The sequence below is a fragment of the Peribacillus sp. P4_C12 genome (genome assembly GCF_056402095.1).
This window is the reverse complement of the sequence record NZ_JBFUIB010000022.1, coordinates 1-25,667: the sequence shown is the minus strand read 5'-3', so window position 1 is coordinate 25,667 and position 25,667 is coordinate 1. Positions and strand designations below refer to the sequence as shown.

30 protein-coding genes and 1 pseudogene are annotated in these 25,667 nt (G+C 39.1%); 15 read left to right on the top strand and 16 right to left on the bottom strand.

Features of this window, described 5'->3' with window-relative positions; genetic code table 11:
- The first annotated feature begins 314 nt into the window (after positions 1 to 314).
- Complete coding sequence (locus tag AC1DUW_RS06850) at positions 315 to 1,406, top strand: FUSC family protein (RefSeq protein WP_053344494.1); 1,092 nt, start codon at positions 315 to 317, stop codon at positions 1,404 to 1,406.
- A gap of 59 nt (positions 1,407 to 1,465) precedes the next feature.
- Here the strand turns inward: AC1DUW_RS06850 and AC1DUW_RS06845 are convergent, their stop codons facing one another.
- Positions 1,466 to 1,879 carry a MarR family winged helix-turn-helix transcriptional regulator gene (locus tag AC1DUW_RS06845; protein WP_056522183.1) on the bottom strand — a complete coding sequence of 138 codons (414 nt, stop codon included), beginning with the start codon at positions 1,877 to 1,879 and terminating at the stop codon, positions 1,466 to 1,468.
- 411 nt (positions 1,880 to 2,290) lie between these two features.
- Between AC1DUW_RS06845 and AC1DUW_RS06840 the strand changes: the two genes are divergently transcribed.
- The 5 genes from AC1DUW_RS06840 to AC1DUW_RS06820 all read left to right on the top strand — a co-directional run bounded on the left by AC1DUW_RS06840 (position 2,291) and on the right by AC1DUW_RS06820 (position 6,711).
- A complete protein-coding gene (locus AC1DUW_RS06840) occupies positions 2,291 to 2,929 on the top strand; it encodes an HlyD family secretion protein (protein WP_053344492.1) in 639 nt (212 codons plus the stop codon).
- A 54-nt stretch (positions 2,930 to 2,983) separates the two neighbouring features.
- Entirely contained in the window at positions 2,984 to 4,588 is a 1,605-nt protein-coding gene (locus AC1DUW_RS06835; RefSeq protein ID WP_477642250.1) for a DHA2 family efflux MFS transporter permease subunit, read from the top strand.
- Positions 4,589 to 4,606: 18 nt separating this feature from the next.
- Positions 4,607 to 5,137 (top strand): NAD(P)H-dependent oxidoreductase, encoded by a 531-nt coding sequence (locus AC1DUW_RS06830; protein WP_053344490.1) that lies wholly within the window; start codon positions 4,607 to 4,609, stop codon positions 5,135 to 5,137.
- A 13-nt stretch (positions 5,138 to 5,150) separates the two neighbouring features.
- Positions 5,151 to 5,498: a hypothetical protein gene (locus AC1DUW_RS06825; protein WP_477642247.1), complete on the top strand. Its 348-nt coding sequence runs from the start codon at positions 5,151 to 5,153 to the stop codon at positions 5,496 to 5,498.
- A gap of 292 nt (positions 5,499 to 5,790) precedes the next feature.
- A complete protein-coding gene (locus tag AC1DUW_RS06820; protein ID WP_053344488.1) occupies positions 5,791 to 6,711 on the top strand; it encodes an EamA family transporter in 921 nt (306 codons plus the stop codon).
- A gap of 300 nt (positions 6,712 to 7,011) precedes the next feature.
- Here AC1DUW_RS06820 and AC1DUW_RS06815 read toward each other — a convergent pair whose 3' ends face one another.
- The 5 genes from AC1DUW_RS06815 to fabL all read right to left on the bottom strand — a co-directional run bounded on the left by AC1DUW_RS06815 (position 7,012) and on the right by fabL (position 11,469).
- Positions 7,012 to 8,757: an ABC transporter ATP-binding protein gene (locus tag AC1DUW_RS06815; protein ID WP_053344487.1), complete on the bottom strand. Its 1,746-nt coding sequence runs from the start codon at positions 8,755 to 8,757 to the stop codon at positions 7,012 to 7,014.
- A gap of 422 nt (positions 8,758 to 9,179) precedes the next feature.
- Entirely contained in the window at positions 9,180 to 9,710 is a 531-nt protein-coding gene (gene ntdP / locus AC1DUW_RS06810; protein WP_053344486.1) for a nucleoside tri-diphosphate phosphatase, read from the bottom strand.
- Positions 9,711 to 9,940: 230 nt separating this feature from the next.
- Entirely contained in the window at positions 9,941 to 10,195 is a 255-nt protein-coding gene (locus tag AC1DUW_RS06805; RefSeq protein ID WP_053344485.1) for a YgaB family protein, read from the bottom strand.
- A 169-nt stretch (positions 10,196 to 10,364) separates the two neighbouring features.
- On the bottom strand, positions 10,365 to 10,637 hold the full coding sequence (locus AC1DUW_RS06800; protein WP_053344484.1) for a gamma-type small acid-soluble spore protein: 273 nt from the start codon (positions 10,635 to 10,637) through the stop codon (positions 10,365 to 10,367).
- A gap of 82 nt (positions 10,638 to 10,719) precedes the next feature.
- Positions 10,720 to 11,469: an enoyl-[acyl-carrier-protein] reductase FabL gene (gene fabL, locus AC1DUW_RS06795; RefSeq protein ID WP_053344483.1), complete on the bottom strand. Its 750-nt coding sequence runs from the start codon at positions 11,467 to 11,469 to the stop codon at positions 10,720 to 10,722.
- 60 nt (positions 11,470 to 11,529) lie between these two features.
- Between fabL and AC1DUW_RS06790 the strand changes: the two genes are divergently transcribed.
- Positions 11,530 to 11,754, top strand: coding sequence for a hypothetical protein (locus AC1DUW_RS06790; RefSeq protein WP_053344482.1), 225 nt, complete (start codon positions 11,530 to 11,532; stop codon positions 11,752 to 11,754).
- 116 nt (positions 11,755 to 11,870) lie between these two features.
- On the opposite strand, the gene AC1DUW_RS06785 is transcribed toward AC1DUW_RS06790, so the two are convergent.
- Both AC1DUW_RS06785 and mutY read right to left on the bottom strand, forming a co-directional pair.
- Positions 11,871 to 12,134: a hypothetical protein gene (locus AC1DUW_RS06785; RefSeq protein ID WP_053344481.1), complete on the bottom strand. Its 264-nt coding sequence runs from the start codon at positions 12,132 to 12,134 to the stop codon at positions 11,871 to 11,873.
- 116 nt (positions 12,135 to 12,250) lie between these two features.
- A complete protein-coding gene (mutY, locus tag AC1DUW_RS06780) occupies positions 12,251 to 13,369 on the bottom strand; it encodes an A/G-specific adenine glycosylase (protein ID WP_190270329.1) in 1,119 nt (372 codons plus the stop codon).
- 204 nt (positions 13,370 to 13,573) lie between these two features.
- Between mutY and AC1DUW_RS06775 the strand changes: the two genes are divergently transcribed.
- On the top strand, positions 13,574 to 14,551 hold the full coding sequence (locus AC1DUW_RS06775; protein WP_053344479.1) for a metal-dependent hydrolase: 978 nt from the start codon (positions 13,574 to 13,576) through the stop codon (positions 14,549 to 14,551).
- 57 nt (positions 14,552 to 14,608) lie between these two features.
- On the opposite strand, the gene AC1DUW_RS06770 is transcribed toward AC1DUW_RS06775, so the two are convergent.
- A complete protein-coding gene (locus AC1DUW_RS06770) occupies positions 14,609 to 14,875 on the bottom strand; it encodes a YfhJ family protein (RefSeq protein WP_053344478.1) in 267 nt (88 codons plus the stop codon).
- Between the two features lie 112 nt (positions 14,876 to 14,987).
- On the opposite strand from AC1DUW_RS06770, the gene sspK reads away from it, so the two are divergent.
- Positions 14,988 to 15,128 (top strand): small, acid-soluble spore protein K, encoded by a 141-nt coding sequence (gene sspK, locus AC1DUW_RS06765; protein WP_053344477.1) that lies wholly within the window; start codon positions 14,988 to 14,990, stop codon positions 15,126 to 15,128.
- Positions 15,129 to 15,176: 48 nt separating this feature from the next.
- Here the strand turns inward: sspK and AC1DUW_RS06760 are convergent, their stop codons facing one another.
- Both AC1DUW_RS06760 and recX read right to left on the bottom strand, forming a co-directional pair.
- A complete protein-coding gene (locus AC1DUW_RS06760) occupies positions 15,177 to 15,488 on the bottom strand; it encodes a YfhH family protein (RefSeq protein WP_477642246.1) in 312 nt (103 codons plus the stop codon).
- A 75-nt stretch (positions 15,489 to 15,563) separates the two neighbouring features.
- Positions 15,564 to 16,361 carry a recombination regulator RecX gene (gene recX / locus AC1DUW_RS06755; RefSeq protein ID WP_053347942.1) on the bottom strand — a complete coding sequence of 266 codons (798 nt, stop codon included), beginning with the start codon at positions 16,359 to 16,361 and terminating at the stop codon, positions 15,564 to 15,566.
- A 127-nt stretch (positions 16,362 to 16,488) separates the two neighbouring features.
- On the opposite strand from recX, the gene AC1DUW_RS06750 reads away from it, so the two are divergent.
- The 3 genes from AC1DUW_RS06750 (at position 16,489) to AC1DUW_RS06740 (ending at position 17,877) form a co-directional block, all read left to right on the top strand.
- Complete coding sequence (locus AC1DUW_RS06750) at positions 16,489 to 17,409, top strand: TIGR01777 family oxidoreductase (protein ID WP_053344475.1); 921 nt, start codon at positions 16,489 to 16,491, stop codon at positions 17,407 to 17,409.
- Positions 17,410 to 17,462: 53 nt separating this feature from the next.
- Positions 17,463 to 17,585 carry a YfhE family protein gene (locus AC1DUW_RS06745; RefSeq protein ID WP_083450635.1) on the top strand — a complete coding sequence of 41 codons (123 nt, stop codon included), beginning with the start codon at positions 17,463 to 17,465 and terminating at the stop codon, positions 17,583 to 17,585.
- A gap of 115 nt (positions 17,586 to 17,700) precedes the next feature.
- The gene (locus AC1DUW_RS06740; protein ID WP_082612836.1) at positions 17,701 to 17,877 is read left to right on the top strand and encodes a YfhD family protein; all 177 of its coding nucleotides are present in this window, start codon (positions 17,701 to 17,703) and stop codon (positions 17,875 to 17,877) included.
- Positions 17,878 to 18,217: 340 nt separating this feature from the next.
- Here AC1DUW_RS06740 and AC1DUW_RS06735 read toward each other — a convergent pair whose 3' ends face one another.
- From AC1DUW_RS06735 to AC1DUW_RS06715, 5 genes are all read right to left on the bottom strand, one after another.
- Positions 18,218 to 19,777 (bottom strand): fatty acid--CoA ligase, encoded by a 1,560-nt coding sequence (locus tag AC1DUW_RS06735; RefSeq protein ID WP_477642245.1) that lies wholly within the window; start codon positions 19,775 to 19,777, stop codon positions 18,218 to 18,220.
- Positions 19,778 to 19,909: 132 nt separating this feature from the next.
- A complete protein-coding gene (locus AC1DUW_RS06730) occupies positions 19,910 to 21,061 on the bottom strand; it encodes a thiolase family protein (protein WP_053344473.1) in 1,152 nt (383 codons plus the stop codon).
- Positions 21,062 to 21,089: 28 nt separating this feature from the next.
- The gene (locus tag AC1DUW_RS06725; protein WP_053344472.1) at positions 21,090 to 22,235 is read right to left on the bottom strand and encodes an acyl-CoA dehydrogenase family protein; all 1,146 of its coding nucleotides are present in this window, start codon (positions 22,233 to 22,235) and stop codon (positions 21,090 to 21,092) included.
- 116 nt (positions 22,236 to 22,351) lie between these two features.
- Positions 22,352 to 23,119, bottom strand: a complete 768-nt coding sequence (locus AC1DUW_RS06720) for a 3-hydroxyacyl-CoA dehydrogenase (protein ID WP_477642244.1) — start codon at positions 23,117 to 23,119, stop codon at positions 22,352 to 22,354.
- A gap of 123 nt (positions 23,120 to 23,242) precedes the next feature.
- On the bottom strand, positions 23,243 to 23,623 hold the full coding sequence (locus AC1DUW_RS06715) for a MerR family transcriptional regulator (protein ID WP_053344470.1): 381 nt from the start codon (positions 23,621 to 23,623) through the stop codon (positions 23,243 to 23,245).
- Positions 23,624 to 23,787: 164 nt separating this feature from the next.
- Between AC1DUW_RS06715 and AC1DUW_RS06710 the strand changes: the two genes are divergently transcribed.
- The 3 genes and pseudogenes from AC1DUW_RS06710 to AC1DUW_RS06700 all read left to right on the top strand — a co-directional run.
- Positions 23,788 to 24,213, top strand: coding sequence for a universal stress protein (locus tag AC1DUW_RS06710; RefSeq protein ID WP_053344469.1), 426 nt, complete (start codon positions 23,788 to 23,790; stop codon positions 24,211 to 24,213).
- 187 nt (positions 24,214 to 24,400) lie between these two features.
- Positions 24,401 to 25,285: a cidABC operon transcriptional activator CidR gene (cidR, locus tag AC1DUW_RS06705; protein ID WP_056522223.1), complete on the top strand. Its 885-nt coding sequence runs from the start codon at positions 24,401 to 24,403 to the stop codon at positions 25,283 to 25,285.
- Between the two features lie 167 nt (positions 25,286 to 25,452).
- Positions 25,453 to 25,667, top strand: a pseudogene (locus AC1DUW_RS06700) (hypothetical protein); the annotation flags it as partial.

Genomic DNA, 25,667 nt, shown 5'->3' with positions numbered 1-25,667 from the left:
AAAAGCTGATGCTCTTTATCTTGAGCATCAGCTTTTTCCAATCGTATACTTCTATTTACACTGCCTGAAGAGAAAGACATTTGAGGTAATTGCACGTATGATAAAATGCCTCTATTTTCTTTATACATTAGACTTAAAATTACCTATTGTAACTTTTAGGGAATTCCTGTATATTACTTTTTGTTTACTTCCTCTTATTTTAGTGTAAAGTACTAACAAATAAGTTAGAATACAACTTTAAGCAATTGTCTATATATAAGTAGAGTCTTTGTTATAAAAACCTATTACATCACAAAGAAAGGATTAACCTATATATGAAGTTTGGTGCCCGCATTCTCAAAACAGGAATTGCGATTGTTTTAGCTCTTTATCTTTCGGAACTACTTAATCTTCCTGCTCCTGTTCTTTCTGGGATTGCTGCAATTTTTGCAATACAGCCGACCATTTATCGTTCTTATCAAACGGTATTGGAACAAGTACAAGGAAATATAATCGGGGCGTTGGTAGCTGTTTCCTTCGTATTGATATTCGGAAATGACATTTTTATAATCGGCCTAGCCGTGATGGTCGTCATAACCATCAATTTAAAATTAAAAATGGATAAAACAATTGTACTTTCTATCGTGACGGTTATTGCCATTATGGAAAGTCAGCAAGGTGAATTTTTAAACTTTGCCTTTATTCGTCTCTCATCTGTTTTACTGGGGATTGTCTCTTCTTTTATCGTCAATCTTGTTTTTCTCCCACCTAAGTATGAAGCAAAGCTTTATACACGCATAACAGATGTGACGGAAGATATTTTAAAATGGATTCGAATTAGCACAAGACATGCTACTGAACACACATTATTGAAAAAAGACATCAGCAGGTTAAAAGAAGAGTTACTTGATCTAGAACATATCTATTCCATGTACAAAGAGGAACGTGAATATTTCAAAAAGAACAGTGTTGCTAAAGCCAGGAAGCTAGTTGTATATCGGCAAATGATTATCACCACAAAAAAGGCGTTTGAAACTTTGAAGAGAATTCATAAATTCGAGAATGAACTTTATCAAATGCCTGAAGATTTCCAACGGAGTATCTTACAGCAGCTTGATTCCCTAATTCGTAAGCATGAACAGCTGATATTACTGCATATCGAAAAAATTAAAGCGATTGAGGAAATTGAAGATTGGGATCAGGATTGCTTAAGTCGTAAAGAGCTTCTTGCCCACTTTTTTGAACAGCAAAATCAAGTGGACGAAATGCATGATAACTTGGGCCATCTTTCTGCCCGCCTTGTACCGTTGATTTCAGCCGTCATAGAGTATGACGAACAATTGGAGCATCTTGAAAAGCTAATTGTCAGCTTCCAGTCCTTCCATAAGGATGACAATGAAATCTCTGTCCAATATGAAGAAGATTAATAAAAAAGACGGTTCCTCGGAACCGTCTTTTTTCATTTTTCTATTTATTGTACTTCTATTCAATCTTCCAAAAGGTGTTGATCTGCTGCCTTTTCAAGCCTATCCAATTTCATTAATAAATCCTGCATCTCATCCTCTGAGAATGTGTTAAAGTTCTTACCCATTAATTGGTTATGCTCCGCAAGGACTTTACCCAAAATTTCTTCCCCGCCCTTTTTTAATTCAAGGTTAATGACTCTGCGGTCCTTTTCTGAAGGCTGCCGTTTCACATAATCCATTTCGACCAATTTATCTACAAAAACAGTAATCGCACTCGGCTTCACCGTCAAAAAGTCAGCCAGTTGAGTTGATTTAATTGACCCTTCTCGCTTTAATATCATCAATATGAAAAATTGAGGCGACGTCAATCCATAAGGCTGAAGATTTTTGACAACGATATTCCGAAGTTTCTTCCTGATTCGAAAAATCTGCATTTCTACACTATTGGTTACTTCCCATTTAAAATCCAGCCTTCTCACTCCTTATATAGGACAATCCTACCTTAAATTTAAATAAATGATAAAGTATTGTCAAATCTACTCATCTTTATCCTTAAAGCCGCAGCTCTTCCCCTCGATTTTCCCATTAGGGTTTATTTACCATCAGTAACTCCGAATATATTACATGACAAAAAATAAGTAAACTGGTAAACTTTTTATTTAATAATATTAATACTTATAAAAATTAATATTTATTAAACTTAATCAATATGCTATAAACATAGAAGGCAGGTGTTAATTAGGTCACGTCAGTTTTTTATAGAAGGATCTGCAACAAATCGTGTGGCAATTTTTTAGAGCAATTCAATTGATTCACTATCAAAAATTCTTGGAGGCGAAGAACACGTGAATAAAGGACGTTTAATTTTAATCAATGTCATTGGATTAGTGGTTATTTTGGCAGTTGTAGGCGGAGGGGCTTTTTACTATTATGAAAGCACGAATTTCATCAAAACAGATGAAGCAAAAGTTACAGGAGATTTATATACGATCGTAGCTCCTGCTTCTGGAAAACTAACAGATTGGGACCTAAAAGAAGGCGACATTGTCAGTAAAGACAATAAAGTGGCTAAAGTAGCAACGGTAGAAGGTGACCAAACTGTAAAAACTTCAGCTCCAGGTACAGTTGTTAAAACACAGGTATTAGAGGATCAACTTGTCCAAGCAGGTCAAACTCTTGCACAGACCATTAATATGGAAGAACTATCGATAACAGCTAATATTGAAGAAAATAAACTGAAAAACATTGAAAAGGGTGATAGCGTCGATATTATCATCGATGGAGATCCCGATACGGTTTTCGAGGGTACATTAGAACAAATCGGTTACGCAACCACATCAGTCTTTTCAGTGATGGGTAACCAAAATAGTAGCGGAAACTATACAAAAGTCACTCAAAAGGTTCCAGTTACAATTTCCATTAAGGCACCTTCCGATAAAGTATTACCAGGCATGAACGCCGAAGTGAAGATATCAACAAAATAATCTTGCCAACTCAGGTTTACAGAAAGGAGGTTGGCTTAAATGGCTCCTCAAACAATCTCAGTAAATGAAAACAAAGGAATGAAACAATATGCTCCCATGTTAATTATCTTAATGCTTGGCTTGTTCATGGTCATCTTGAATCAAACCTTGCTAAGTGTCGCGATGCCGAGAATGATGGCTGAATTTAATGTCGCAGCAACTACGATTCAATGGTTATCCACTGGTTTCATGCTCGTCAATGGGGCATTGATTCCTTTGTCTGCTTTTTTAATTGAGCGTTTTGGCACGCGCGTCTTATTCCTCGCTGCCATGTTTTTATTCACAGTCGGAACTCTTATCTGTGGTATTGCACCAAATTTCCCTGTTATTCTTACCGGCCGGTTAATTCAGGCAGCTGGTGGCGGGATATTACAGCCATTAGTCATGACGATCATCCTTTTTATCTTCCCTCCAGAAATGCGTGGGAAAGGAATGGGAATCTTCGGGCTCGCTATCATGTTTGCCCCTGCCATCGGTCCAACTTTATCTGGTTGGGTCATACAGGAATATAGCTGGAGAGTCATGTTCTATGCAATGGTGCCGTTTGGCATAATCATCATGACACTAGCCTTTTTAAATATGCGCAATGTGGCAGAACCTAAGAAAATCAAATTGGATATATTAGGTGCATCCTTATCTCTGATAGGTGTAGCCTCCCTACTATACGGTGTCAGTGAAGCAGGTTCAAAAGGCTGGTTAGACGCTATCGTTCTAGGAACCATCATCGTTGGGCTTATCCTTCTTACCCTATTTGTAGTTCAGCAGCTACAATCGGATACACCGATGCTCGATTTCCGTGTGTTTAAGTACGATATGTTCGTTTTATCAAATATTATTTCAGCTATCGTGACGGTGGCGATGTTTACCGGTATTTTCTTGTTGCCGATTTATTTACAAACGCTAAGGGGATTCACACCTGTTCAATCTGGTTTATTGATGTTACCGGGAGCACTTGTGATGATGGTGATGTCTCCTGTTTCGGGAGCTTTATTTGACAAAGTCGGACCTCGTCCATTAGCACTTGTTGGTTTGATTATTACAGCAATCACAACCTTTGAATTCGCAAACCTGACTACAGAAACGACCTATTCGACTTTGGTTATCTTCTATGCCATTCGTTCTCTTGGAATGTCTTTACTGATGATGACAATTATGACAGCTGGGATGAATCAGCTTCCAAAGCATCTGAATACACATGGTACTGCGATGAGCAATACGGTGAAACAAGTAACCGGGGCCATCGGAACAAGCTTTGTTACGACCATTTATACAACTCGTGCTACTTTCCATGGCATCACTTTAGGAACGGATATGAGTGTTAGTGATCCTGGTTTTGTGCAAAATTTCCAATCAATGGTTCAATCCATCATGAGTTCCATGAATCAAACTAGCGAACAGGCACAGGAAACCGCAATGTCACTGATTTCCACCCAAATTCAGGGTCAAGCAAACGTAATGGGAATCAATGATGCTTTCTTTTGGGCAACAGGCTTTGCAGTTGTCGGCATTGTTCTCTCACTGTTTTTGCGTGACGTACGGAAGGACAAAACATTTAAACAAACTAAACAAGAGAAAATCGATGTACCTTTATTGCCTTCACCAGTAAAAAAATCAGTTTAACCAAATAGGGGGATAAGAATGAAGATCTATGTTATATACGACAGTGAAGGCAACCACACGAAGGCACTTGCCGAAGCAATCGCTCATGGAGCCGCTATGGTTCCTGGAGCTGAAGTTCTAATTGATCATGTAAACGAGGCGGATGTATATAAGCTTCCAGAAATGGACGCCATCATTTGGGGCTGTCCCGGACATTTCGGAACCATCAGTTCGAGTCTGAAAACCTGGATTGATAAACTAGGCTATCTATGGGCGGAAGGTAAACTAATCAATAAAGTCGGGGCTGTATTCTGTACAACGGCTACCTTACATGGCGGGCTGGAGGCTACGATGCTGAACTTGATTACTCCGATGCTTCATCAGGGGATGATCATTGTCGGTTTACCTGGTACTGTTCCTGAAAACGCATTATACGGGTCTTATTATGGTGTGGGAATCAGCTGCCCACCCGGCGTGGATGACAGCATCACCACAAAGGACTTCCAGCTTGGGGAAGCATTAGGAAAACGGGTAGCCCATGTCACCCGATCATTCATAAACGAGCTCTAGGAGGCTTGGTTCAATGGGCATAATTCTAATTATTATCGTTGCCATTTTAGCGGTTACGGGTTTAATTACTTTTAATATCAAAGCGTTATCCCCTGATGAGAAGCCGGTCGTTGAGGAAGAGCACTCTTTAGAAGAGTCCGCTTTTTCCCCAGAAATTGACCTTAGTACCGAAATCATTGTCCAAAAGGACAGGGATGAACTGAAAATGAAGGATGATGATTATCGTTTGGTGCTTTCTAATCTTCACAGTCAACTGCACTCAAACGATGATTCATCTGAAGAAAACAATCCAACCGTTCGCAAAATGAAGGATGCAGAATATCGCGGCACTTTAGAGGATTTTCAGCAATATGGCAAATAAAATAAGATCCTCGCATTGGGGTTAGACCATGTGGGGATCTTATTTTATAATTCAGAGTATAAGGGAATCTAAAGGTCTGTTGTCGCCTTTAGCTTATCCATCGACGAGTTTACTTTACTTTTTTTTCTGGTTGACAATTATTCACAGAGACTTTAAGCTAAGGTAATGCAACACCATCATTTTTAAACTCAGCTTTTGTTGAGAGACGGAATTTTAAAAGGATTTCCTTTTTTCGTTCGTCACTTGCCCTTTAGGCAGGTGGCGATTTTTATTTTTATAGGGGTGAAAAATTATGCAACTATTGAAGTATTCCATAATGGTTTTAATCGGCTCCATCTCATACGGTACATTATCCACTATGATTAAGTTTGGATTCATGGATGGCCATTCTTCCGGAGAATTAGTCGGAAGTCAATACCTGGTCGGCTGGCTGATTGTCTCTGTTTTATTTCTTTTTTCGTTTAAATATAAAGTTTCATGGAAAAGTGCCGGATTACTTTTATTCACAGGGATGATGTCCACTTTTGTCGGGAAGGCATATGCCGTCTCAGTATCAGAGCTTCCAGCTTCGATAGCCGTGGTATTTTTATTTCAGTTTACCTGGATCGGCGTCCTAATCGAAAGCTTTCTAAATAAAAGACGTCCGGATAAAAATAAACTCATTGCCATTTTCGTTCTATTTATCGGTACGTTATTAGCAGGAGCAATTTTTGGCCAGCCTCTCTCTGCACTTAGTTTTAAAGGAGTATTGTTCGGCCTTTTATCGGCGTTACTTTTTGCTCTTTATATGTATTGTAACTCTCAGTTCGCCGTTGGAGAGTCTTCCATGAAGCGGTTGTTTTTCATTGCAACAGGGGCGATGCTGACTGCTGTATTCACTACTAACCCTATCACACTTGTAACAAATCTGGTTCAAACAAACCTATGGTATTATGGTCTACTACTTGGCACGTTGGGTGTCCTTGTTCCTTTCTTTTTCTTTGCTGTCAGTATGCCGAAAGTTGGTGTCGGGCTTGGCGCGATTCTTTGTGCGGCAGAATTGCCATCCGCGATGGTCGTTTCGGTTATCTTCCTAGATGAACAAGTTACATCCCTGCAGTGGTTCGGAATGTTCTTGATTATTATCGGAATTGCCTTACCTGAGGGGATGAAGCACCTCACTAGATTTCTTCCTAATAGTAAAAGGACTTCGCACGAAAAAAGAGTATCCTAATGAATATAGCAGGTTCTTTTAACTGGAAGTATTGCAGGCTAAATTACTTTTTTTGTTTTACTTTTCACATTTAAAACAGCTGAAAATTCAACAATAAAGAGCATCGTTTTTCGATGCTCTTTTAGTATGCAAATTACATCATGAACAACTTTAACAATTTGGGAGCATTACACTTATTGTGATAGTTTTCAAATAAAAAAGAGACCATTGCACTACTGCGAAATGATCTGCTCTTTTATTTGAAATTCCTTCTGTAGTAAATCCGTAATATATACAAGGATTTCCTATATGCTATTTTACTTAAGCATCCAATTGTTGAACTTGAAATAGGTTATAGTAATGCGCTTGTTTTTTCATGAGTTCCTCATGTGTTCCGATTTCGGTAATTTCCCCATTATCAATATGAACAATCCGATCGGCATGGGTAATGGTTGATAAGCGGTGTGCTACAATGATCGTGGTCCGTTTTTTCGCCAATATATCAAGCGCTTCTTGGATATAATGTTCACTCTCTAAATCCAAGGCGGATGTTGCTTCATCCAGAACAAGGATTGGCGGGTTTTTCAAAAATACCCTCGCAATGGCAACCCGTTGCTTTTGGCCCCCGGATAATTTCACGCCCCGCTCACCCACTTTAGTTTCGTAACCGTCTTTTAAAGACGTAATGAAGTCATGAGCATTTGCTGCTTTTGCTGCTGCAAATACTTCTTCATCACTTGCCTCAGGCCGTCCCATTAGGATATTTGCCTTAACCGATTCACTAAATAAGATATTATCCTGTAGCACCATTCCGATTTTATCTCTTAGGCTGCGGACTTGATATTTCCGGATATCCGTTCCATCTAGTAATACGCTTCCCTCTGTTACATCATAGAAACGTGAAATTAAACTAACGATTGAGGATTTCCCTCCGCCACTCATTCCAACAAGTGCAATGGTTTCACCCGGTTTCACATCCAGGTTGATATGTTTTAAAACAGGTGCCTCTTTCTCATCATAAGCAAATGACACATCCTGAAACGTAATTCGGCCGTCTACCTGCTTCAGCTCTTTTGAACCAGGTTCATCATCTATATCATATTTCTCATCCACAAATTCAAAAACCCGGTCCATAGACGCCAATGTTTGTGTCATTGTCGTCGAAGAGTTAACTAATCGTCTAAGTGGATTATAAAGCCTGTCTATGAAACCGACGAAAGCTACCATAGTACCAAGCGTCAACTGATCATTAATGACTTGATATCCCGCAAAGCCAATTACTAGTAAGGGGGCAATATCTGTAATTGTATTGACGACAGCAAATGACTTAGCATTCCAACTCGTATGTTTCAGTGCCTTATCCAGGAAATTTTTATTCTGCTTCGCAAACAGTTCCTGCTCACGATCTTCAATCGCAAAGCTTTTAATAACCGACATGCCTGAAACACGTTCATGAAGATGACTCTGCACATCCGCCAACGCTTGAGACCTAACCCTTGTATAGGTTCTGAGCTTTCCAAAAAAGTGTTTGATTGAAAAAGCATAAAATGGCAGCATAATGATGGATACAATAGTTAGCTTTACGTCCATCGTGAACATAACCACTATCACAATAATAATTGTAGCGATATCTAGCCAGAGATTCATCAAACCGGTGATAACAAAGTTCTTAGTTTGTTCCACATCCGTGATCATCCTTGAGATGACCTCGCCCACTCTTGTGTTGGAATAATATTTAAAGCTTAGTTTTTGTACATGGGTAAATAAATCATTACGGATATCATATAAGATTTTTGTTCCTGTCCATTGAGCAAAATACTGCCGGTAATACTCGATGGGTGGCCTTACCGCTACAAAGATAAAAAGCATGATTCCCATAGCCCATAAAAGGCGTTCGGATTTCATATCAGTAGACAGATCACTATTGATGATGTCATCCACAATATATTTACTAAGCAAGGGAATCAACAGTGGAATCGCGAATTTTAACAGGCCAATCAATACCGTCCCGATAATCTGCCATTTATACGGCTTAACAAATTGTAAATATCTCTTAATGCTCTCCACGGGATTCCTCCATTTCTCCAAAAAATTTTGAAGAAGATTTAAGATAGTAATGCTCTAGTATTAGTTTATACTGTATAATATCGAGTTAAAGATTCCAGAAGATACACTTTCAGTTTTATTTTCCTTTTAGAAAATTAAGCTATCATTAGTCTTTCACATATTCACGTTCTCTTCCAAATATTTTATGAATAGTTCCAAAATATTCTTTTCAACAACATATTATTCAGGGGCTTTCTATAAACGGGAATCATTTCAGCATCTCGTAAGTTTAACTTTAAAACCGCAACAGTTAAAGGAATAGGGCTTACTTCTAGAAAAATAAGATGAATAACATGTATAATCTGTCGCAATGATTTGTTAGAGTACTGGGGGATACACAATAGAAAAAAAGCCTGCTAGATAAGCAGCAGGCCTTTTTACTATTATCGATAAGTTAAAAAGCGTTCATACCAACTATCAATAAATTCTGCGGAGAATGGTCCTTTTCGCTGGCGTATCATATAAATTAAATAATCTACGTTCTGTTTTAATATTTGATCGATAGCATCAGGATAATTCATCTCTTTCCTATGCCTTTCATATTCATCCTCATCCAGCAAATTAAACGTCATATCTGGGAATACTTTGATGTCCAGGTCATAATCAATGTATTTCAATGCTCCTGGATCGTATGTGAACGGAGAACTGATGTTGCAATAATAATAAACCCCGTCCTCTCTCAACATACCAATAACATTAAACCAATACTTTGAATGAAAATAGCAAATCGCCGGCTCTCTTGTAATCCATGTCCTTCCATCTGATTCCGTCACCATAGTACGGTCATTTGCCGCTATCACCAGATTTTGGGTTCCTTTTAAAACGGTTGTCTCTTCCCAGATACGATGGATATGTCCATTATGTTTATAGCTATGAATTTGGATTTTTCCTCCTTCGGCAGGAACAATCCCCATTTATCTCTCCCTACTTTCTATAGACACCCTTTCAGCGTACTGTGCCCTATTCCGTTTGCAGTTGTGTGTATTTAATATATATACTTTTTTCCATTTACCCTATATTCCTATATTATAGCGATTTATTCATAAATTTAAAACAAAAGTGGCTAATCCCCCAGTAAAAATGTGAAAAAAAGCCAAAAAAATCTGACCTTCCACTCATTTCTACTAAGAAATTAGCCAATTATTTATTGTACTGCAGCCTGTCCTTGCTGAAAATAACGAATGACCTCTTCTGTTTGCCTCTCGAACATATCATGGATACATTTCAATTCTTGCTTCTTAAGTTGAATCTCTTCCTGAATGGTAACTGCTTCACTCTCCTCTTGCAGATCAAGGAGTTGCTTCTCTATATCTTGGCATCTTTCGATTTCAGATTGTAAAAGTAAAAGCTTTTCCATCGTTTTCAACTGATTGTTTATAAGCTGATTAAATTGCTCCATGATTGCACCATCCTAATCTGTATTTTTTCTATAGTATGTATATTCTATTTTTATCTGATATCTCCTTTGACATAAAATGTAAACGTAAAGAAACATTTGTCGAATACAAAAGAAGGGAAAAAAATAAAAAGACACCCTTCAAAAGAAGGATGCCTTTTCGTATCAGCAATTAGCCTTGGCTTTTATTGCTTTGAGATTTTTGGTTTTGTTTTTTCACTTCTTGAACATTTGTTTCACTTGCAAACTCAGTACCGAATTGACCTTGAGCTTGGCCTTTATTTTGCTGAGATTGCGCATTTTGTTGTTTCACTTGTTGAACGTTTGTTTCACTTGCAAACTCAGTACCGTATTGGCCTTGACCTTGACCTTGCTGAGATTGCGCATTTTGTTGTCTCACTTGTTGTGCGTTTGTACCTGCTTGTGATTTATTGTTGTTAGCCATTAATATCACCTCCACAAATAATAAGATAACCAATATCATGGAGTGTTATCCGGCTAAAAACATTTAAATTTTACCAGTTATATTAAACAAGCAAAGAGATGCCTCCATCAACAATTAAGGTTTGTCCGCGAATCATACTTGCTCCATCGGAAATTAAGAATAGGATAGTGTTCACCATATCTTCTACCTCAACCATCCGACCAGCCGGAGTCTGTTCAGCTGCTTCAGCAAGCATTTCATCCCGATTCGGGAAAGATTTTAGCGCATCCGTATCAATCACACCGCCTGAAACGGCATTGACACAAATATTCATTGAAGCCAATTCAACAGCTAAATATCTTGTCAGTGCTTCAAGCGCCGCTTTTGATACTCCGACAGCTGTGTAATTTTTCAAATAGCGGATGGACCCAAGTGAACTGATACTTACAATTTTACCTCCGCCATTCCTTTCCATCAATTTCGCCGCTTCCTGGGCACAGAAAAGGAGGGCTTTTGTATTGATATCCATTGTCCAGTTCCAATGGGTTTCTTCAAGCTCCATTAACGGGCGCTGCACACCTGATGCRGCATTATTGATGAAGATATCCAAACGTCCATAATACGCATCGATTTCCTCAAACATGCTTTTCACTTTCGCAACGTCACCGACATTCGCTTTTACTACAAGGGCTTTACGACCCAATGCTTCAATTTCAGCCGCTACCTCTAATGCTTTTGACTTGCTCCGGGCATAATTAATAACGAGGTCGTATCCTTCCTCTGCAAGTCTTAATGCTGTGCTTCTTCCTAGACCTTTACTGCTTCCTGTAACGAGCGCTACTTTTTGTTCCATTTGTTTATTCATCCTTTCTGAGTAAACACCCATCACTTTAAAAAAGGAGTGTTACTTTTTATGTATGTTGGACGTGATATGACAGAGTTGTCGATGATGAAAAAATCGGATTGGGAAAATAGTGAACTTGCCTATTTTCATCACTCCCTTCAACAAATGGTACCTTATTTAAACCAAGAAGGACAGAGTATCCATACCGAAATCGTCAAAGAAATTGAAAATAGAGGCGGAATTAACAGACAAGAAGCCAATTACACCCATGGAACAGAAACAAGCTACGATTAATTTAACTTGATACAATTGAAAATTGAGCGAAAAAGAAGAGGGTATCTTAGCGGATAGCCTCTTTTTGAGTATAAACTATTGAGAGGAACCATTGCTGGCTTTTCATATTTATTGAGCTATCTCTCCGTAAAGATTTTTTTATAGGAAAATATAATAATTCCGCATATCAGAGCTACGCCTACAAGGGATAACAAGTAAACAGAAGGGGAAATAACTTTACCAAAGACTACTTCATTTTGAAGTGTCTCCACTTGACCCCATGCGTTTTCAATTCCTGGTTTATATTGGCTTGTTTTTATAGATCCGACTATCATCGTACTAACAAAATAAAACACATGAAGAATTATTGAACCAATAAATGCTTGAAAAACTACCTTCATTTATATGCCCCCTCCATATCCTTATATTACCATAAAAACAATGTGCTATCTTATCCGGAACACACTGCTTTTTCTATTTAAATTGGTTGTATGGAGGGTATTAAAAAAACGATAACTTAATTGATACCCTCTTTATCGTTATAGGCCTTCATCATTTTTTGGTGTGAAACCGGAAACGCGAACTCCTCCATCTCCGTTTTACTCACCCACTTCAGCTGATTCTCTATTAACGTCGCTTCACTAATTTTTTCTTTGACTGTCCCGGTATACGTATCGACTTTCCAGACAAGGTGTGAAAAAACATGTTCAATTTTCACAAGCGGATCTGTAATCTCCGGTTTTACACCGTACATTTCTTGAAATCGACTTTCAAAGAATTCCCGTTTATGCTGAAGGGATGTATGGTTTTCGAAGTTTGGATATTCCCAAAGGTTTGCTAGCAATCCTTCAGATGCTCGCTTGTGAATTAAAAATTCACCTTTTTCATTCGTTAATAGCACAGCCACAATTGGTACATCACGCGTTTTTTTCTTTTGGATTTTCACCGGCAGTTCTGACTGAACCCCTGCCTCAAAGGCAAGACAGTGACTTTGAACCGGGCACAGCAGACAGGCAGGCTTACCAGGTGTGCAGATTAAAGCCCCCAGTTCCATTAAGGCCTGATTGAAAGCAGATGTATGGTTGTGATCAATCAGCTTACGAACCGCGGCTTCAAATGTTTTTCGCGTCTTTGGCTTAGCAATGTCTTCATAAATCATTAATATCCTTGATAGCACACGCATGACGTTTCCATCCACTGCAGGTTCAGGCTTGCCATAAGCTATGCTCAGAATCGCTCCAGCTGTATAAGGACCAACACCTTTTAACTTAGAAATTTCCTCGGGACTATCTGGTACAACACCATTATATGACGCCTTTACCTCTTGAACAGCACTATGCAGGTTCCTGACCCGCGAATAGTAACCGAGCCCTTCCCATGCTTTTAATATTTTTTCTTCATCGGCATTGGCAAAATCCTCAAGTGTCGGAAACCAGTCTATAAACCGGTTAAAATAAGGAATGACTGTATCCACTCGCGTTTGCTGAAGCATAATTTCTGAAACCCAAACACGGTATGGATCCTTATTTTCCCTCCATGGCAATTCTCTTTGTTCTTCGAGAAACCAGGAAACTAAATCTTTTTGAAACGCCTCGATATTTATTTTTTCTATTGTTGGGATATTTATTTCTTTCACTTCAGTTCCTCCAAAGATGTTACACTTTTATTAAAAATGGGAATACATATAGTAGGCATTCTTTTTTTTTATATCGTTCATATTTATTTTATTGTAATAGTTCACAAAAATAAGTCAAAAATATATTCATTTGATGGATAATATATAAATACGGTATGATTAAGGAAGATCTTTTTTTCAAATTGTGGCAGGGAGGTTAGACTTTTGGATACAGGTACTCACTTTGTCATGGGAATTGCTCTTGGAGGACTTGCCACATTAGATCCTGTTATTGCGCAAAGTCCAGTTACTGCAAGTGCAGTCATTGCAGGTACGATATTAGGATCACAAGCTCCTGACATTGACACCGTTTTAAAATTACGAAATAACGCTGTATATATACGAAATCACCGTGGAATTACACATTCGATTCCCGCTGTATTACTTTGGCCCTTGATTATCAGCGGCGCACTTTTCGCCTTCATACCTGAAGCAAATTACCTTCATCTTTGGCTTTGGACCTTTTTAGCCGTATTTCTTCATGTTTTTGTCGATATCTTTAATGCCTATGGAACACAGGCGCTAAGGCCTATTTCTTCCAATTGGGTAGCTCTAGGGGTCATCAATACATTTGACCCGTTCATTTTTGGAATCCATGTTGCCGGCTTGATATTGTGGGGGTATGGATTTCCTCCCGGCTATTTATTTCTCTCCATTTACGGGATACTCGTGATCTATTATATCTCTAGGTTCAGGGAACAGGCTTTCATTAAAAGAGCTGTTAAGCAGCAAATTCCGGGAGCAAGAAAAATTATTTTATCACCGACCATGCGTTTTCATCGCTGGAAAATAGCCGTGATTACCGAAAAGCATTATTATGTAGCGAGAGCTGATAATGGTTATGTGACGATTCTTGATACATTTGATCGAATTCCATTGCCTGAAAGTAAAATTCTCGAAGCCGCCAAGCTTGATATCAATTTGGCTGCCTTTCTGTCTTTTTCCCCTGTTTACCGCTTTGAAATCGAACAAATTAAGGACTATTACGAAGTCCGTTTTATTGATTTAAGATACCGAAGCAATGGGTATTACCCCTTTGTAGCTGTCGTCCATTTAGACAGCGACCTAAATATCTTGAATTCGTATACCGGTTGGATCTTTAGTGAAGCGAAACTGCAGAAGAAATTGAATATTATTTTGTAGGTCTAAGCAGATTGAAAAAAGGCTGATTCCAGGGGAAACCCGCTGGAATCAGCTTTTTTAATGCAGTCGATTCTGTTGATTTAATAAATGCTTATATTTAGGATTTTTCGCAATGAATTCGTGGAATTGTTCACCGTAATTATCAATCCAGGTCTGGACAACCCGTGATGTCATTTCTTCGCCAGCATACTCATGCCCAGCTTTTGCATAGGTCGCTTCGAAATCTTCCCATAATAATTCCACCCAAGTTAAAGCTTGCTCATACGTGATGTGATCATTTTTCTCAAGCAGGATCTTGGTTAACCTTTCATGGTAATCATTCATTAGAACCACCTCATTGCCAATATTTTTACAGACTGAACTTTACTGTACTTTACCCATACTAGTAGTAAGCGGAAACGCTTATTTTTAATTCTGATGTTTGGAGGAGAAAAACTTGCGAAATAAACAAAAAGGATTCCCCAACATTCAAGGTAAGCCTCGTGCAAAGGCGAGATATGCTTCAAAGCGAGCCGATGGCAGCATTAACACACACCCTCAAGAACGGATGAAAGCATCAAACGAGCGATCGAATTAGAAACAATAGAACACTTCAGAAGGAATCGGGTCCTCCCGGTTCCTTCAATTATCTCAACATAGAAATCGGCAGTGCTTCTTCCTTCCCGCTTCCACCCAAACGGTATCCCCAGGCGAATACACCATTCATATAATCAATTTTGAAATAGACTCCCGGATCGCCTTCAATTTGATAAATTTCACCTTTTTTAAAATCATCCGGATTTAACAGATAGGCTTTGGCCATAGTTACTTTGCGTTCCAACACCGAGAATTCGTTAACCATCCCTAATTGCTCAGCTTTTCTCGCTTTTTCGGTTAACGCTGCAATTTCCTGTTGTAGTTCATAGGCCGACAACTTGCTGTATCTTAMGTCGCTCATATATATGGCTCCTTAAATTAAATATTAATTTACTTCTATATTAAACAAAATTTTGCGATTTGGCTATCGATGTACTTATTCCATGTCTGAATTGGATAGATATCGGTCAATTAATTCTATTGGAAAACCTTTTCGGTATAATGCCTGCTTCATCTTTTGTTCATATTCGAAGCCTTCATAGTTTTTATAGCGGCGCTGCATCTTTTCTGCATGATGACATAGCGAATCCCATTGTTCATCTGCATCCTTTTCTACCGTCACATCCTCAAGTGCCTCGAGAATGACATCTCTTGGAAAACCCTTTCGTGTCAATGTCTGTTCAAGCTTCTGCCTTAAAGCTCGTTCCGAGATGTTTTTCTCTTTTTTCACTGATTTTCCCGCAAGCTTTTTCGCATGCTCAATTTGAATATCATAGGGGTATTCCTTCAAAGCCTCCACAACTAGCTTTTCTTGTATTCCTTTTTCCTTCAGCTCCATCTTAAGGGTAGTAGGCCCTTTATTGCCTCCGTTTACATGGGTCCGCACGTAAGCCTTGGAAAATTCAAGATCATCTAAATAGTTAAAGCTGTATAGCTTATGTATCGCTTCCTTTATAATCGGTTCTTCTATTTCCTTCTTTTTTAAATAAAGACGAATTTCCGATTCTGAACGCATGCGGTATGATAAATAATTAAGAGCATCCGTAAATGCCTTTTGAATTTCATCATGGAATTGTATTTCAGCCAGAAGCAGATCATCAAGTGCAGTACCCTTTTTCAAGTGAAATTTCAATAAAACTTCTTCGTCCACACTAAACGCATATTTTTCATCAACAAATATGTTATAACGATCTTTACGTTTTTTTTGGGTTGTTATTTTTGTTATGTTTGGCATAAAATCCACCCCCATCCCTACTTTACCCCTTTACGAGTACCTTTTCTATATATAGCATGTCTAAAAATGAAAAAAGAACAAGGGCATGTTAAAGTGAATAAAAGACAGGAAAAAGGAAGTGATTTTCATGAAAATAGCTATTGCTGGTGGAAGTGGTTTTGTCGGCACAGCCCTTATCGATGAATTATTAAAAGAAAATCATGATTTATATATATTGACACGTCATCCTGACAAATATAAAAGACGGGAAAATCTCCAATATATCGGCTGGCTGACCCCAGACTCAAGCCCTGAACAAAATTTAGAAGGCCTTGATGTGTTCGTTAACCTTGCCGGTGAGTCTTTAAACAGTGGGCGTTGGACCCCGGAACGAAAACGCCGGATTGTCGAAAGCAGAGTTGAAGCTTCCAAAGAAATGAACCGGATCCTTTCTAAGCTTCCCGATAAAGTTTCTGTCATTATCAATGCAAGTGCAGTGGGTTTTTATGGTATCTCTGATCATGAGACCTTTACTGAAGCCTCTGATTCCATCGGTGATGATTTCTTGGCTCGTACAGTTAAGCTATGGGAAAAAGAAGCAACCAAATCCCGCTCATACAGTAAGCGAGTTGTCCTTACAAGGTTTGGTGTGATTCTAGGGGAAAAAGATGGTGCACTGCCAATGATGGTTCTTCCTTATAAACTTTTCGGCGGAGGAAAAATGGGCAAAGGAAGTCAGTGGCTTTCCTGGATTCATATTTACGACGTCGCCCGTGCAATTGTTTTTTGTATGAACAATCAACACATTCAAGGTCCTGTCAATTTCACAGCACCTAATCCGGTTCAAATGGATAAATTCGGAAAAGAAATTGGTACTATCATGCACCGGCCTCATTGGTTACCTGTTCCTCCCTTCATGCTAAAAACCATGCTCGGTGAAATGAGCATACTTGTGCTAGAAGGCCAAAAAGTCCTTCCTAATAAACTTGCAGAGGAAGAATTCACGTTCACTTTTCCAACCCTTAATACGGCTTTACACAATATCTTAAAAGAAAATTCTCATGTATGAATGAAACTTTTTAGGAAAAAATAGGGATATCAAGTGAAATGGAGATGATCTAATTGCCCAAAAAACAGGAAAAAGAAAAAAGTACCTTAACGAGCACGCAAGCAATTCATTATTCTCGAGAATTTAAAAATGCAGACCGAGCAGGCGGATTTAACGTGAAGAAATCTCGCCGTTAAGTTTGGAGTATTTTTCCGTACATTTTGATCTACCATTCAGCACAAAATAAGCTAGCGATTGATTAAGAAAATCATCGCTAGCTTATTTATTTCTTTACTCTAAGGGGGCGCTGATATGGGACGCAATAATAATCGAGACAATAACGCTCAAAAACTTCCACAAGTTCCTAAAAACCTAAAAAGTGACGGACTTGATGTCGAATATTCTTCAGAACTGGCTGACCAACAAGATATTGAAGCACAAGCGCGATCCAATGCGGCTAATCGCCGTGCCCATAACCGCAAATTATAACTTTTACAACTTAGGGGGCTGTTAGTCAGCCCCTTAAATTAACTTACTGACACCGTCTTATCCACACCCCTGTGTATATTGTGGATATTTTCTGAAAATACTGACATATAATAGTATTTTGTCTTGCGGTATGAACATCTAAATAATGTAATTTCTGGATAACTATGTGGATAGTGTGGATAACACTATGATCTCATTGATTCAACTGCATTTCATTTGTGGATAACTTTTCTTTTTCTTACATAAAAAAACACTACCCTAAAATGATGATTTGATTGGATTATTTATTTTCATTAAAAATCCATTCTGCTTAAAACAAAGGAGGTTTCCCCACCTTTTGTTATTCAGCCACAGTTTCTTCCAACTGTTTACGGAGCATGAATTTTTGAATTTTCCCACTTGCGTTTCGAGGTAACTCTTTACAGAAGATATATCTTCTTGGACGTTTATAGTTAGCAAGTGTATCGCTGTTCTTACACCAGTCTTCTAAATCACTTTCCGTCAATAACGGATCTTTAGCTACTACAAAGGCCGTTACCGTTTCTCCCCATTTATCATCAGGCTGACCAAGTACTGCACAGTCGAGAACTCCTTGATGCTCATAAAGTGTGTCTTCCACTTCACGTGGATACACATTTTCGCCACCAGAGATAATCATGTCATCCACACGATCTTTGACCCACAAATATCCATCTTCATCAAGGAAACCTATATCCCCGGAATGGTACCAGCCTCTGTAAAGCGCTCTCTCTGTCTCTCCATCTCTTTGAAAGTACCCTTTCATGATGCAAGGGCCTTTCACAAGAATTTCCCCGACTTCCCCGGGTTCAAGTACATCATCAGGATCCGATGGGCCTTCGTCATTTGGACGGGCAATGACGATTTCATGATCGCGGCACGCTTGGCCGGCAGAACCAGCTTTAATTATTTGATCATCCTCTAATAGAAGAGTGATGGCCGGACCCATTTCCGTCATTCCATATGCCTGGATAAATTGAATGCCCAATTTTTCCTGACAAGCAAGTACAAGCGTAGGCGCCATTGGAGCGGCTCCATATAGTCCCAGCTTCAAACTTTGAAATTTATAATCATTTAGATTTTCCTGAATAAGCATATTCCACATCGTTGGTGCCGCAAATAGTTTGGTAATCCCTTCGGATTCAAACAGTTCTAGTACCTTTTTAGGATTGAACTGATGAAGAACTACATTCGTTGCACCAACCTGCACGCGCGGTAAAAATGAACAGTGCAATTCCGCACAATGAAACATTGGAGCGGTAATCAAACCAATATCACTGCTTTCATACTTCATCGCCTCTGCTAAAATCTCAGCCTGCTTGACCATATCTTTATGAAGGTGAATAACTCCTTTTGGTCGTCCGGTCGTCCCGCTTGTATACATAATGGCATAGACATCATTCTCGTGAATGTCCACATCAACAGGCTTAGAAGATGTACTGACCATTTTTTGGCGATATCCTTCGGCATAGCGAGGCACATTCTCATCAATATACCAGAATGCTATTTCAGGGAAGCGTTTTTCAACAGCTGCCACAGTCGATTCCAATTCACCTTCAAATAAAACGACCTTTGGCGCCGCATCACTTAAGATGAATGCAAGCTCTTCTGCCATTAAGCGAAAGTTGATTGGATTAAAGACCGCACCGATTTTTGCACAGGCAAAAAATGCGGTGGCAAGTTCTTCATTATTATAAAGATAGGTAGAGACCCGGTCCCCTTTTTGGACACCTTCTGCTTGGAGAGCCGCCGCCAACCTATTCACCTGCTCATTCCATTGAATGTAGGTATAGCGGATATTTCTTCTCACGTCGTAGATAGCTTCTTTAATGGGGAATTTTTGAACCGTCTGATCAAAGATATTTTTAATCGTTACTGACATATCATTTCCTCCTCAAGTAAACCCACTATCAGCAGGATGATTTCACGTCATGCTCCTGATGGTTGGCTTTATCACTTTTTCAGCCTTTACTTTCGTGTGAATTTCTAATGTTATTCACGAGAAAATACCGTCTCAATCTATTCTTTCAATAATGGTAGCATTCGCCATTCCATGACCTTCACACATTGTTTGTAATCCATATCGGCCGCCTCTTCTTTCTAATTCATGGATCATCGAAACCATTAAACGGGCACCACTGCCGCCAAGAGGGTGTCCTAAGGCAATCGCTCCTCCATTTGGATTTAGCTTCTTAGGGTCGGCCCCTGTTTCTTTTAACCAGGCAAGCGGTACAGGAGCAAAGGCTTCATTAACTTCAAAGACATCGATATCATCAATGGAAAGACCTGCTTTTTCCAATGCTTTTTGAGTGGCAGGAATTGGACCTGTCAACATTAAGGTAGGATCTGATCCGACAACAACCCGTGTATGCACTTTAAAGCGTGGTTTCAATCCAAGCTCTTCTGCTTTACTACGCTCCATTAATAGTAAAGCTGCAGCACCGTCACTTATTTGGCTTGAGTTCCCGGCATGGATTAATCCTTCTTCTTTAAAAACTGCCTTCAATCCTGAAAGGACTTCTACCGTAGTTCCCCCCCTTGGCCCTTCGTCTTCGGTAACTTCAATATGATTTCCTAATTTATCTGTACCTGTAACTGTGATTATTTCACGGTCGAAATAGCCTTCCTTTTGAGCACGTATTGCCCTCTCATGGCTTTCAACAGAAAACTGATCACATTCCTCACGGGTGATTCCCCACTTTTCTGCGATTCTTTCAGCCGATAAACCTTGGTTGATTACCTCGTAGCTGTTTAAATACTTTTGACTTGTTTCAGCTCCTTGATAATTTGAACCCATTGGGACACGAGACATGTTTTCTACTCCTCCGGCTACGACCACATCCATATCTCCTGACAAAATGGCTTGGGAAGCGAAATGGACAGCCTGCTGACTCGATCCGCATTGTCGGTCAATTGTCGTACCTGGCACTTCAATCGGATAGCCGGCAATCAGAGCAGCAATCCGAGCAATATCTCCGGCTTGCTCCCCAGCCTGCGAAACACAGCCTAAAATGACATCATCGATGATAGCATGATCGATGCCTGCTATTTCAACCAGCCTCTTTAATACTTCACCTGCTAAATCATCTGGGCGAACATCCTTTAAGACACCGTTTCTTCTGCCAACCGGAGTACGAATTCCCTCAACAATTACCACTTCCCGCATGTAATCTCTCCCCTTCTCATTTTGTTTTTTAAAGTCCAATGTTCTTTGCTATGATTTTCTTCATGATTTCATTTGTACCCGCATAGATGCTTGCTACCGGCACATCACGATACCTTCTAGCAATCTTGTATTCTTCCATATAACCATAGCCACCATGAAGCTGCATGCATTCAATGGATATTTTCCGGGCAGTCTCTGTCAAACGCCATTTAGCCATCGATACTTCTGTGACCACCTGTTCACCCGCCATATGATTAGCAATCAATTGATCCAGGAAAACTCGGCCCATTTTAATTTCAGTGGCCATTTCTGCGATTTTAAATTGAGTGTTCTGGAACTGACTCACTGATTTCCCGAACGCTTCCCTGCTTTTGACGTACTCAATCGTATCCGCTAGCATATCCTCGGATGCGGTTTGGGCACAAATTGCTACGACAAGACGTTCCTGCTGCAATTTCTCCATTAAATACTTAAACCCTGTGCCTTCTTCACCTAGCAAGTTTTCCTTTGGTACACGACAATCTTCAAAGATAAGTTCTGCTGTATCCTGACAATGCAAACCAAGCTTCTTCAGTTTTCGTCCCCTGGTGAATCCCGGAGTATCTCTTTCAACCACGACTAAACTGACGCCTTTATGCTTCGGAACAGCATTTGGATCCGTTTTACAAGCCACGATGACCAGATCCGAATGAATCCCATTTGTGATGAATGTTTTTTGGCCGTTTAGTATGTAATGATCTCCATCCAAAATCGCAGTCGTTTTAATATTGGCCAAATCCGAACCTGTTCCCGGCTCTGTCATGGCGATGGCTGTAATGATTTCCCCTGTCGTGCATTTAGGGAGCCAGCGCTGTTTCTGCTCATCATTTCCGTATGCGGAAATATACGGAACCGTAATATCACTATGGAGCCCGAAGCCTATGAAACCTGAACCCACTCTTTCTAGTTCTTCATTAATTATGACCGCAAAGCCCCAATCTACTTCAGAACCCCCATACTCTTCTCCAAGATCCGGACATAAAAAGCCTTGCTCCCCCATTTTCCTCCAAAACGAACGAGGAATAATACGGTCTTCTTCCCATTGTTCATAATAGGGAACCGCTTCTTTCTCTAAAAACTTGCGTAATGATTTACGGAAAATCTCGTGATCTTCACTTAAGTATGGATGTTTCATCTGCACTATCTCCTCTGCCATTAGCTTTTTCGTATCAACCTTTTCCTTTTTATAGAAAATATACTTTAGTTTTCTAATCCATTATTTAAAATTTCCCGGTAGGATTTGAACCTATCTTATCTAGGTGACATTCGAATGGCCCCGTCCAACCGAATCGTTTCTCCATTCAGCATAGGATTCGTAATAATGCTTTCCGTAAGTTTAGCGTACTCTTCCGGATATCCGAGCCTTGATGGAAATGGCACGGTTTTCCCTAATGACGCCCTCGCTTCTTCAGGTAATGAATCAAACATCGGTGTATGAAATAACCCCGGTGCAATCGATACGACACGTATCCCTTTGGAAGCAAGCTCCCTTGCAATCGGAAGAGTCATACCGACAATCCCACTCTTTGAGGCACTATATGCCGCTTGTCCGATTTGTCCTTCAAATGCAGCTACCGACGCTGTGTTGATAATGACACCACGCTCCCCCTCTTCGTTTGCTTGGTTATTGACCATTTTTTCTGCCGCAAGACGAATTACATTAAATGTACCGATCAAGTTAACCGTCACAACTTTTGAGAACGCTTTCAATTCATGCGTACCTTTTCTTCCGATGACCTTTTCAGCAATCGCAATGCCAGCGCAATTGATAATTGTGTTAATTGATCCAAATTTTTCAATTCCCTGTTCCAACGCTTCTAGTACACTTTCTTCACTTGCCACATCTGTTTTAATAAATATGACTGAATCTCCTAATTCCTCGACCATTTTGACGCCATTTTCTTCTGAGAGGTCACAGATAACGGCTTTTCCACCTTTTTTAATGATGTTTCTTACAGTGGCCGCTCCCAGACCTGAAGCCCCACCTGTCACTACTGCAATAGTTTCTTGAATATCCAAATCTTCACCTCATTTGTATTCGTCTAGAATATATATTCATCTTTACCTATCGTCAAAACTCATTTCAATATTATACTTTGAAGTATTTTTATTCTGATGGTTTTGCTGCTTGAAATGCCTGGTTCACTGTTTACTTTTTAAGCTATGAAGTGTTTCGGTAAAACCTTTAATCACCTGTTCAAAATCCTGCTTCAATTCATCAAGCTCTTTAATACGTTCATTTATTTCATTTAATTTCTGTCCAGCTGTATCAATTGTTTTCTCCAATTGCTTAATACCCGTCCTGTCCTTATCAAATAGCAGAACAATATCCTTTATTTCAACTAAAGAAAAGCCATACTTCTTGCCACGCATAATGATTTTAAGTTGAGCATGTTCTTTCTTTCCATATACTCTTTTTCCGGTTTCGGTCCGCTTTGGCCTTAGCATACCTAGTTCCTCATAATATCGTAGTGTTCTTGTTGTCAAATCAAATTCTTTTGCTAACTCAGAAATGGTGTACATGTTAAAACCACACTTTGCAAAGGGATTATTTACCTTATCTTAACATTGACGTTAACGTTAACTTCAATAAATATTCACAAAATTTTAAATATATAAAACTGAATGAAAGTTATAAACTGATATACTATGGGTATATTCTTTTTAAATGAAGGGACGGATTAATTATGCTCTGCTCAAGAATATTAGTTGCTTATGATGAATCTGAATTAGCACGTAAATCTTTAGAAAAAGCGATTGAATTAGCGAAGCTGGATCCTGCTATTGAAATTCAGGTACTTCACGCTGTTACACTTCCAATCCATCCAAATATATATGGCAATGCTTTTCAAGAAATTGAAGAAGCCATGCTTAAGTATGGCAACGAAGTTATCGAAAAAGCGGATGCACTGTTATCCGAAATTCCTAATGCATCTCAGTCTTTTGTCGTAGAAGGTTCAGCTATCACTACTTTGTTGGAACATGCGAAATCTCAAAATTGCGACCTTATCATAATGGGCAGCAGAGGCTTAAGTGGATTCAAGGAATTCCTAGGAAGCGTCAGCCACTATATCGTCCAGAATTCTCCGGTACCTGTCTTATTAGTTAAATAAACAATTTGCGACAACCCTATGACTTTTTACCAATTAGAAGAAGCTGGGCTCTTATTTGGAGCCCAGCTTTTTTATACGCTCACGAAACAAAGAGGAAATCTTACCAACAAAGCTTCTCATGTTTTACAAACCCTTCTGTTAACAGGTAAAATGAAAGAAATTTAAAAGAGGATAAGCAGGTGAAGTGATGGATATTAAGCATTTACAATACTTTATAGAGGTTACCAATTTCAATAGCTTTACTCGGGCAGCGGATCATTTATTCATTACTCAGCCGACCATCAGTAAGATGATCAAAAACTTGGAAACTGAGCTTGGTGTTGAACTTTTTGATCGTTCCCGTAAACAACTGATTCTGACTGATGCCGGAAGGGTTGTATTAGAGCAGGCAAAATTGATTGATAAAGCCTTTCATAATTTAGAAACAGAAATGGACAATTTATTAGGCTTGAAAAAGGGACATATACGAATCGGATTACCGCCGATTATTGACGCCTCCTTCTTCCCCCGAATTCTTAGCCGTTTCCATGAGGATTATCCTAATATTACCTTTCAATTAGTAGAGGATGGCTCAAAGAAAATTGAAGAATCTGTCCAAAATGACTTACTCGACATTGGCGTAATAGTCCTACCAACTAACACCGTACTTTTTCATCATTTTGCCTTTTTAGAAGAAGACATTAATTTGATTGTGCCCCCCTCCCACCCACTTGCTTGTCGGGAAGAGATTGATTTGGCCGACCTAGAAGACGAGTCTTTTATCTTATTTAATAAAGATTATGTCTTGCGTGATCTCATAATTTCGTCCTGTAAAGAAGCTGGTTATTCTCCACACATTGTCACAGAAAGCTCACGTTGGGATTTTATAGAGGAAATGGTTTACTGTAATCTTGGAATCGCTCTTTTACCGGAAAGTTTATGCCGCCATGATAACCGCATCAAGTCCATTAAGGTCAAAAACCCTTCCATTAGTTGGAACTTAGGATTCATTTGGAGTAAGGATCAATACCTTTCATATGCGGCAAAAGAATGGCTAAAATATACAAGAGAAGCGTTAACTCATAAAGATTAACTACCTTGATAGTAAAGCATTAGACATGTAAGCACTATCATAGATTTAAGTTATGCTCATGATAACATCTAACCATTTTACAATACTTAACCGCGGAGTTAGACTTGGTATGAGTAAAAAGCACTGTAATTACTGATGGAATCTATATTTTCAGAAAGGAGATATTTATGATCACTTTATCTAGTGTCGATGAGTTACAAGCAACCGAAGAAGCTTTGGAGAAAATTAAATATTCATACCCCGAATTATTTAATAAACTACTCCATGTCGTTGCCTTAACACGAGCATTTCAATTTAAATATCAATTTATGGGCACATTAATCATGGATGAAAACCCTAACGAATACACATTAATCATGGATGAAAACCCTAACGAATACAC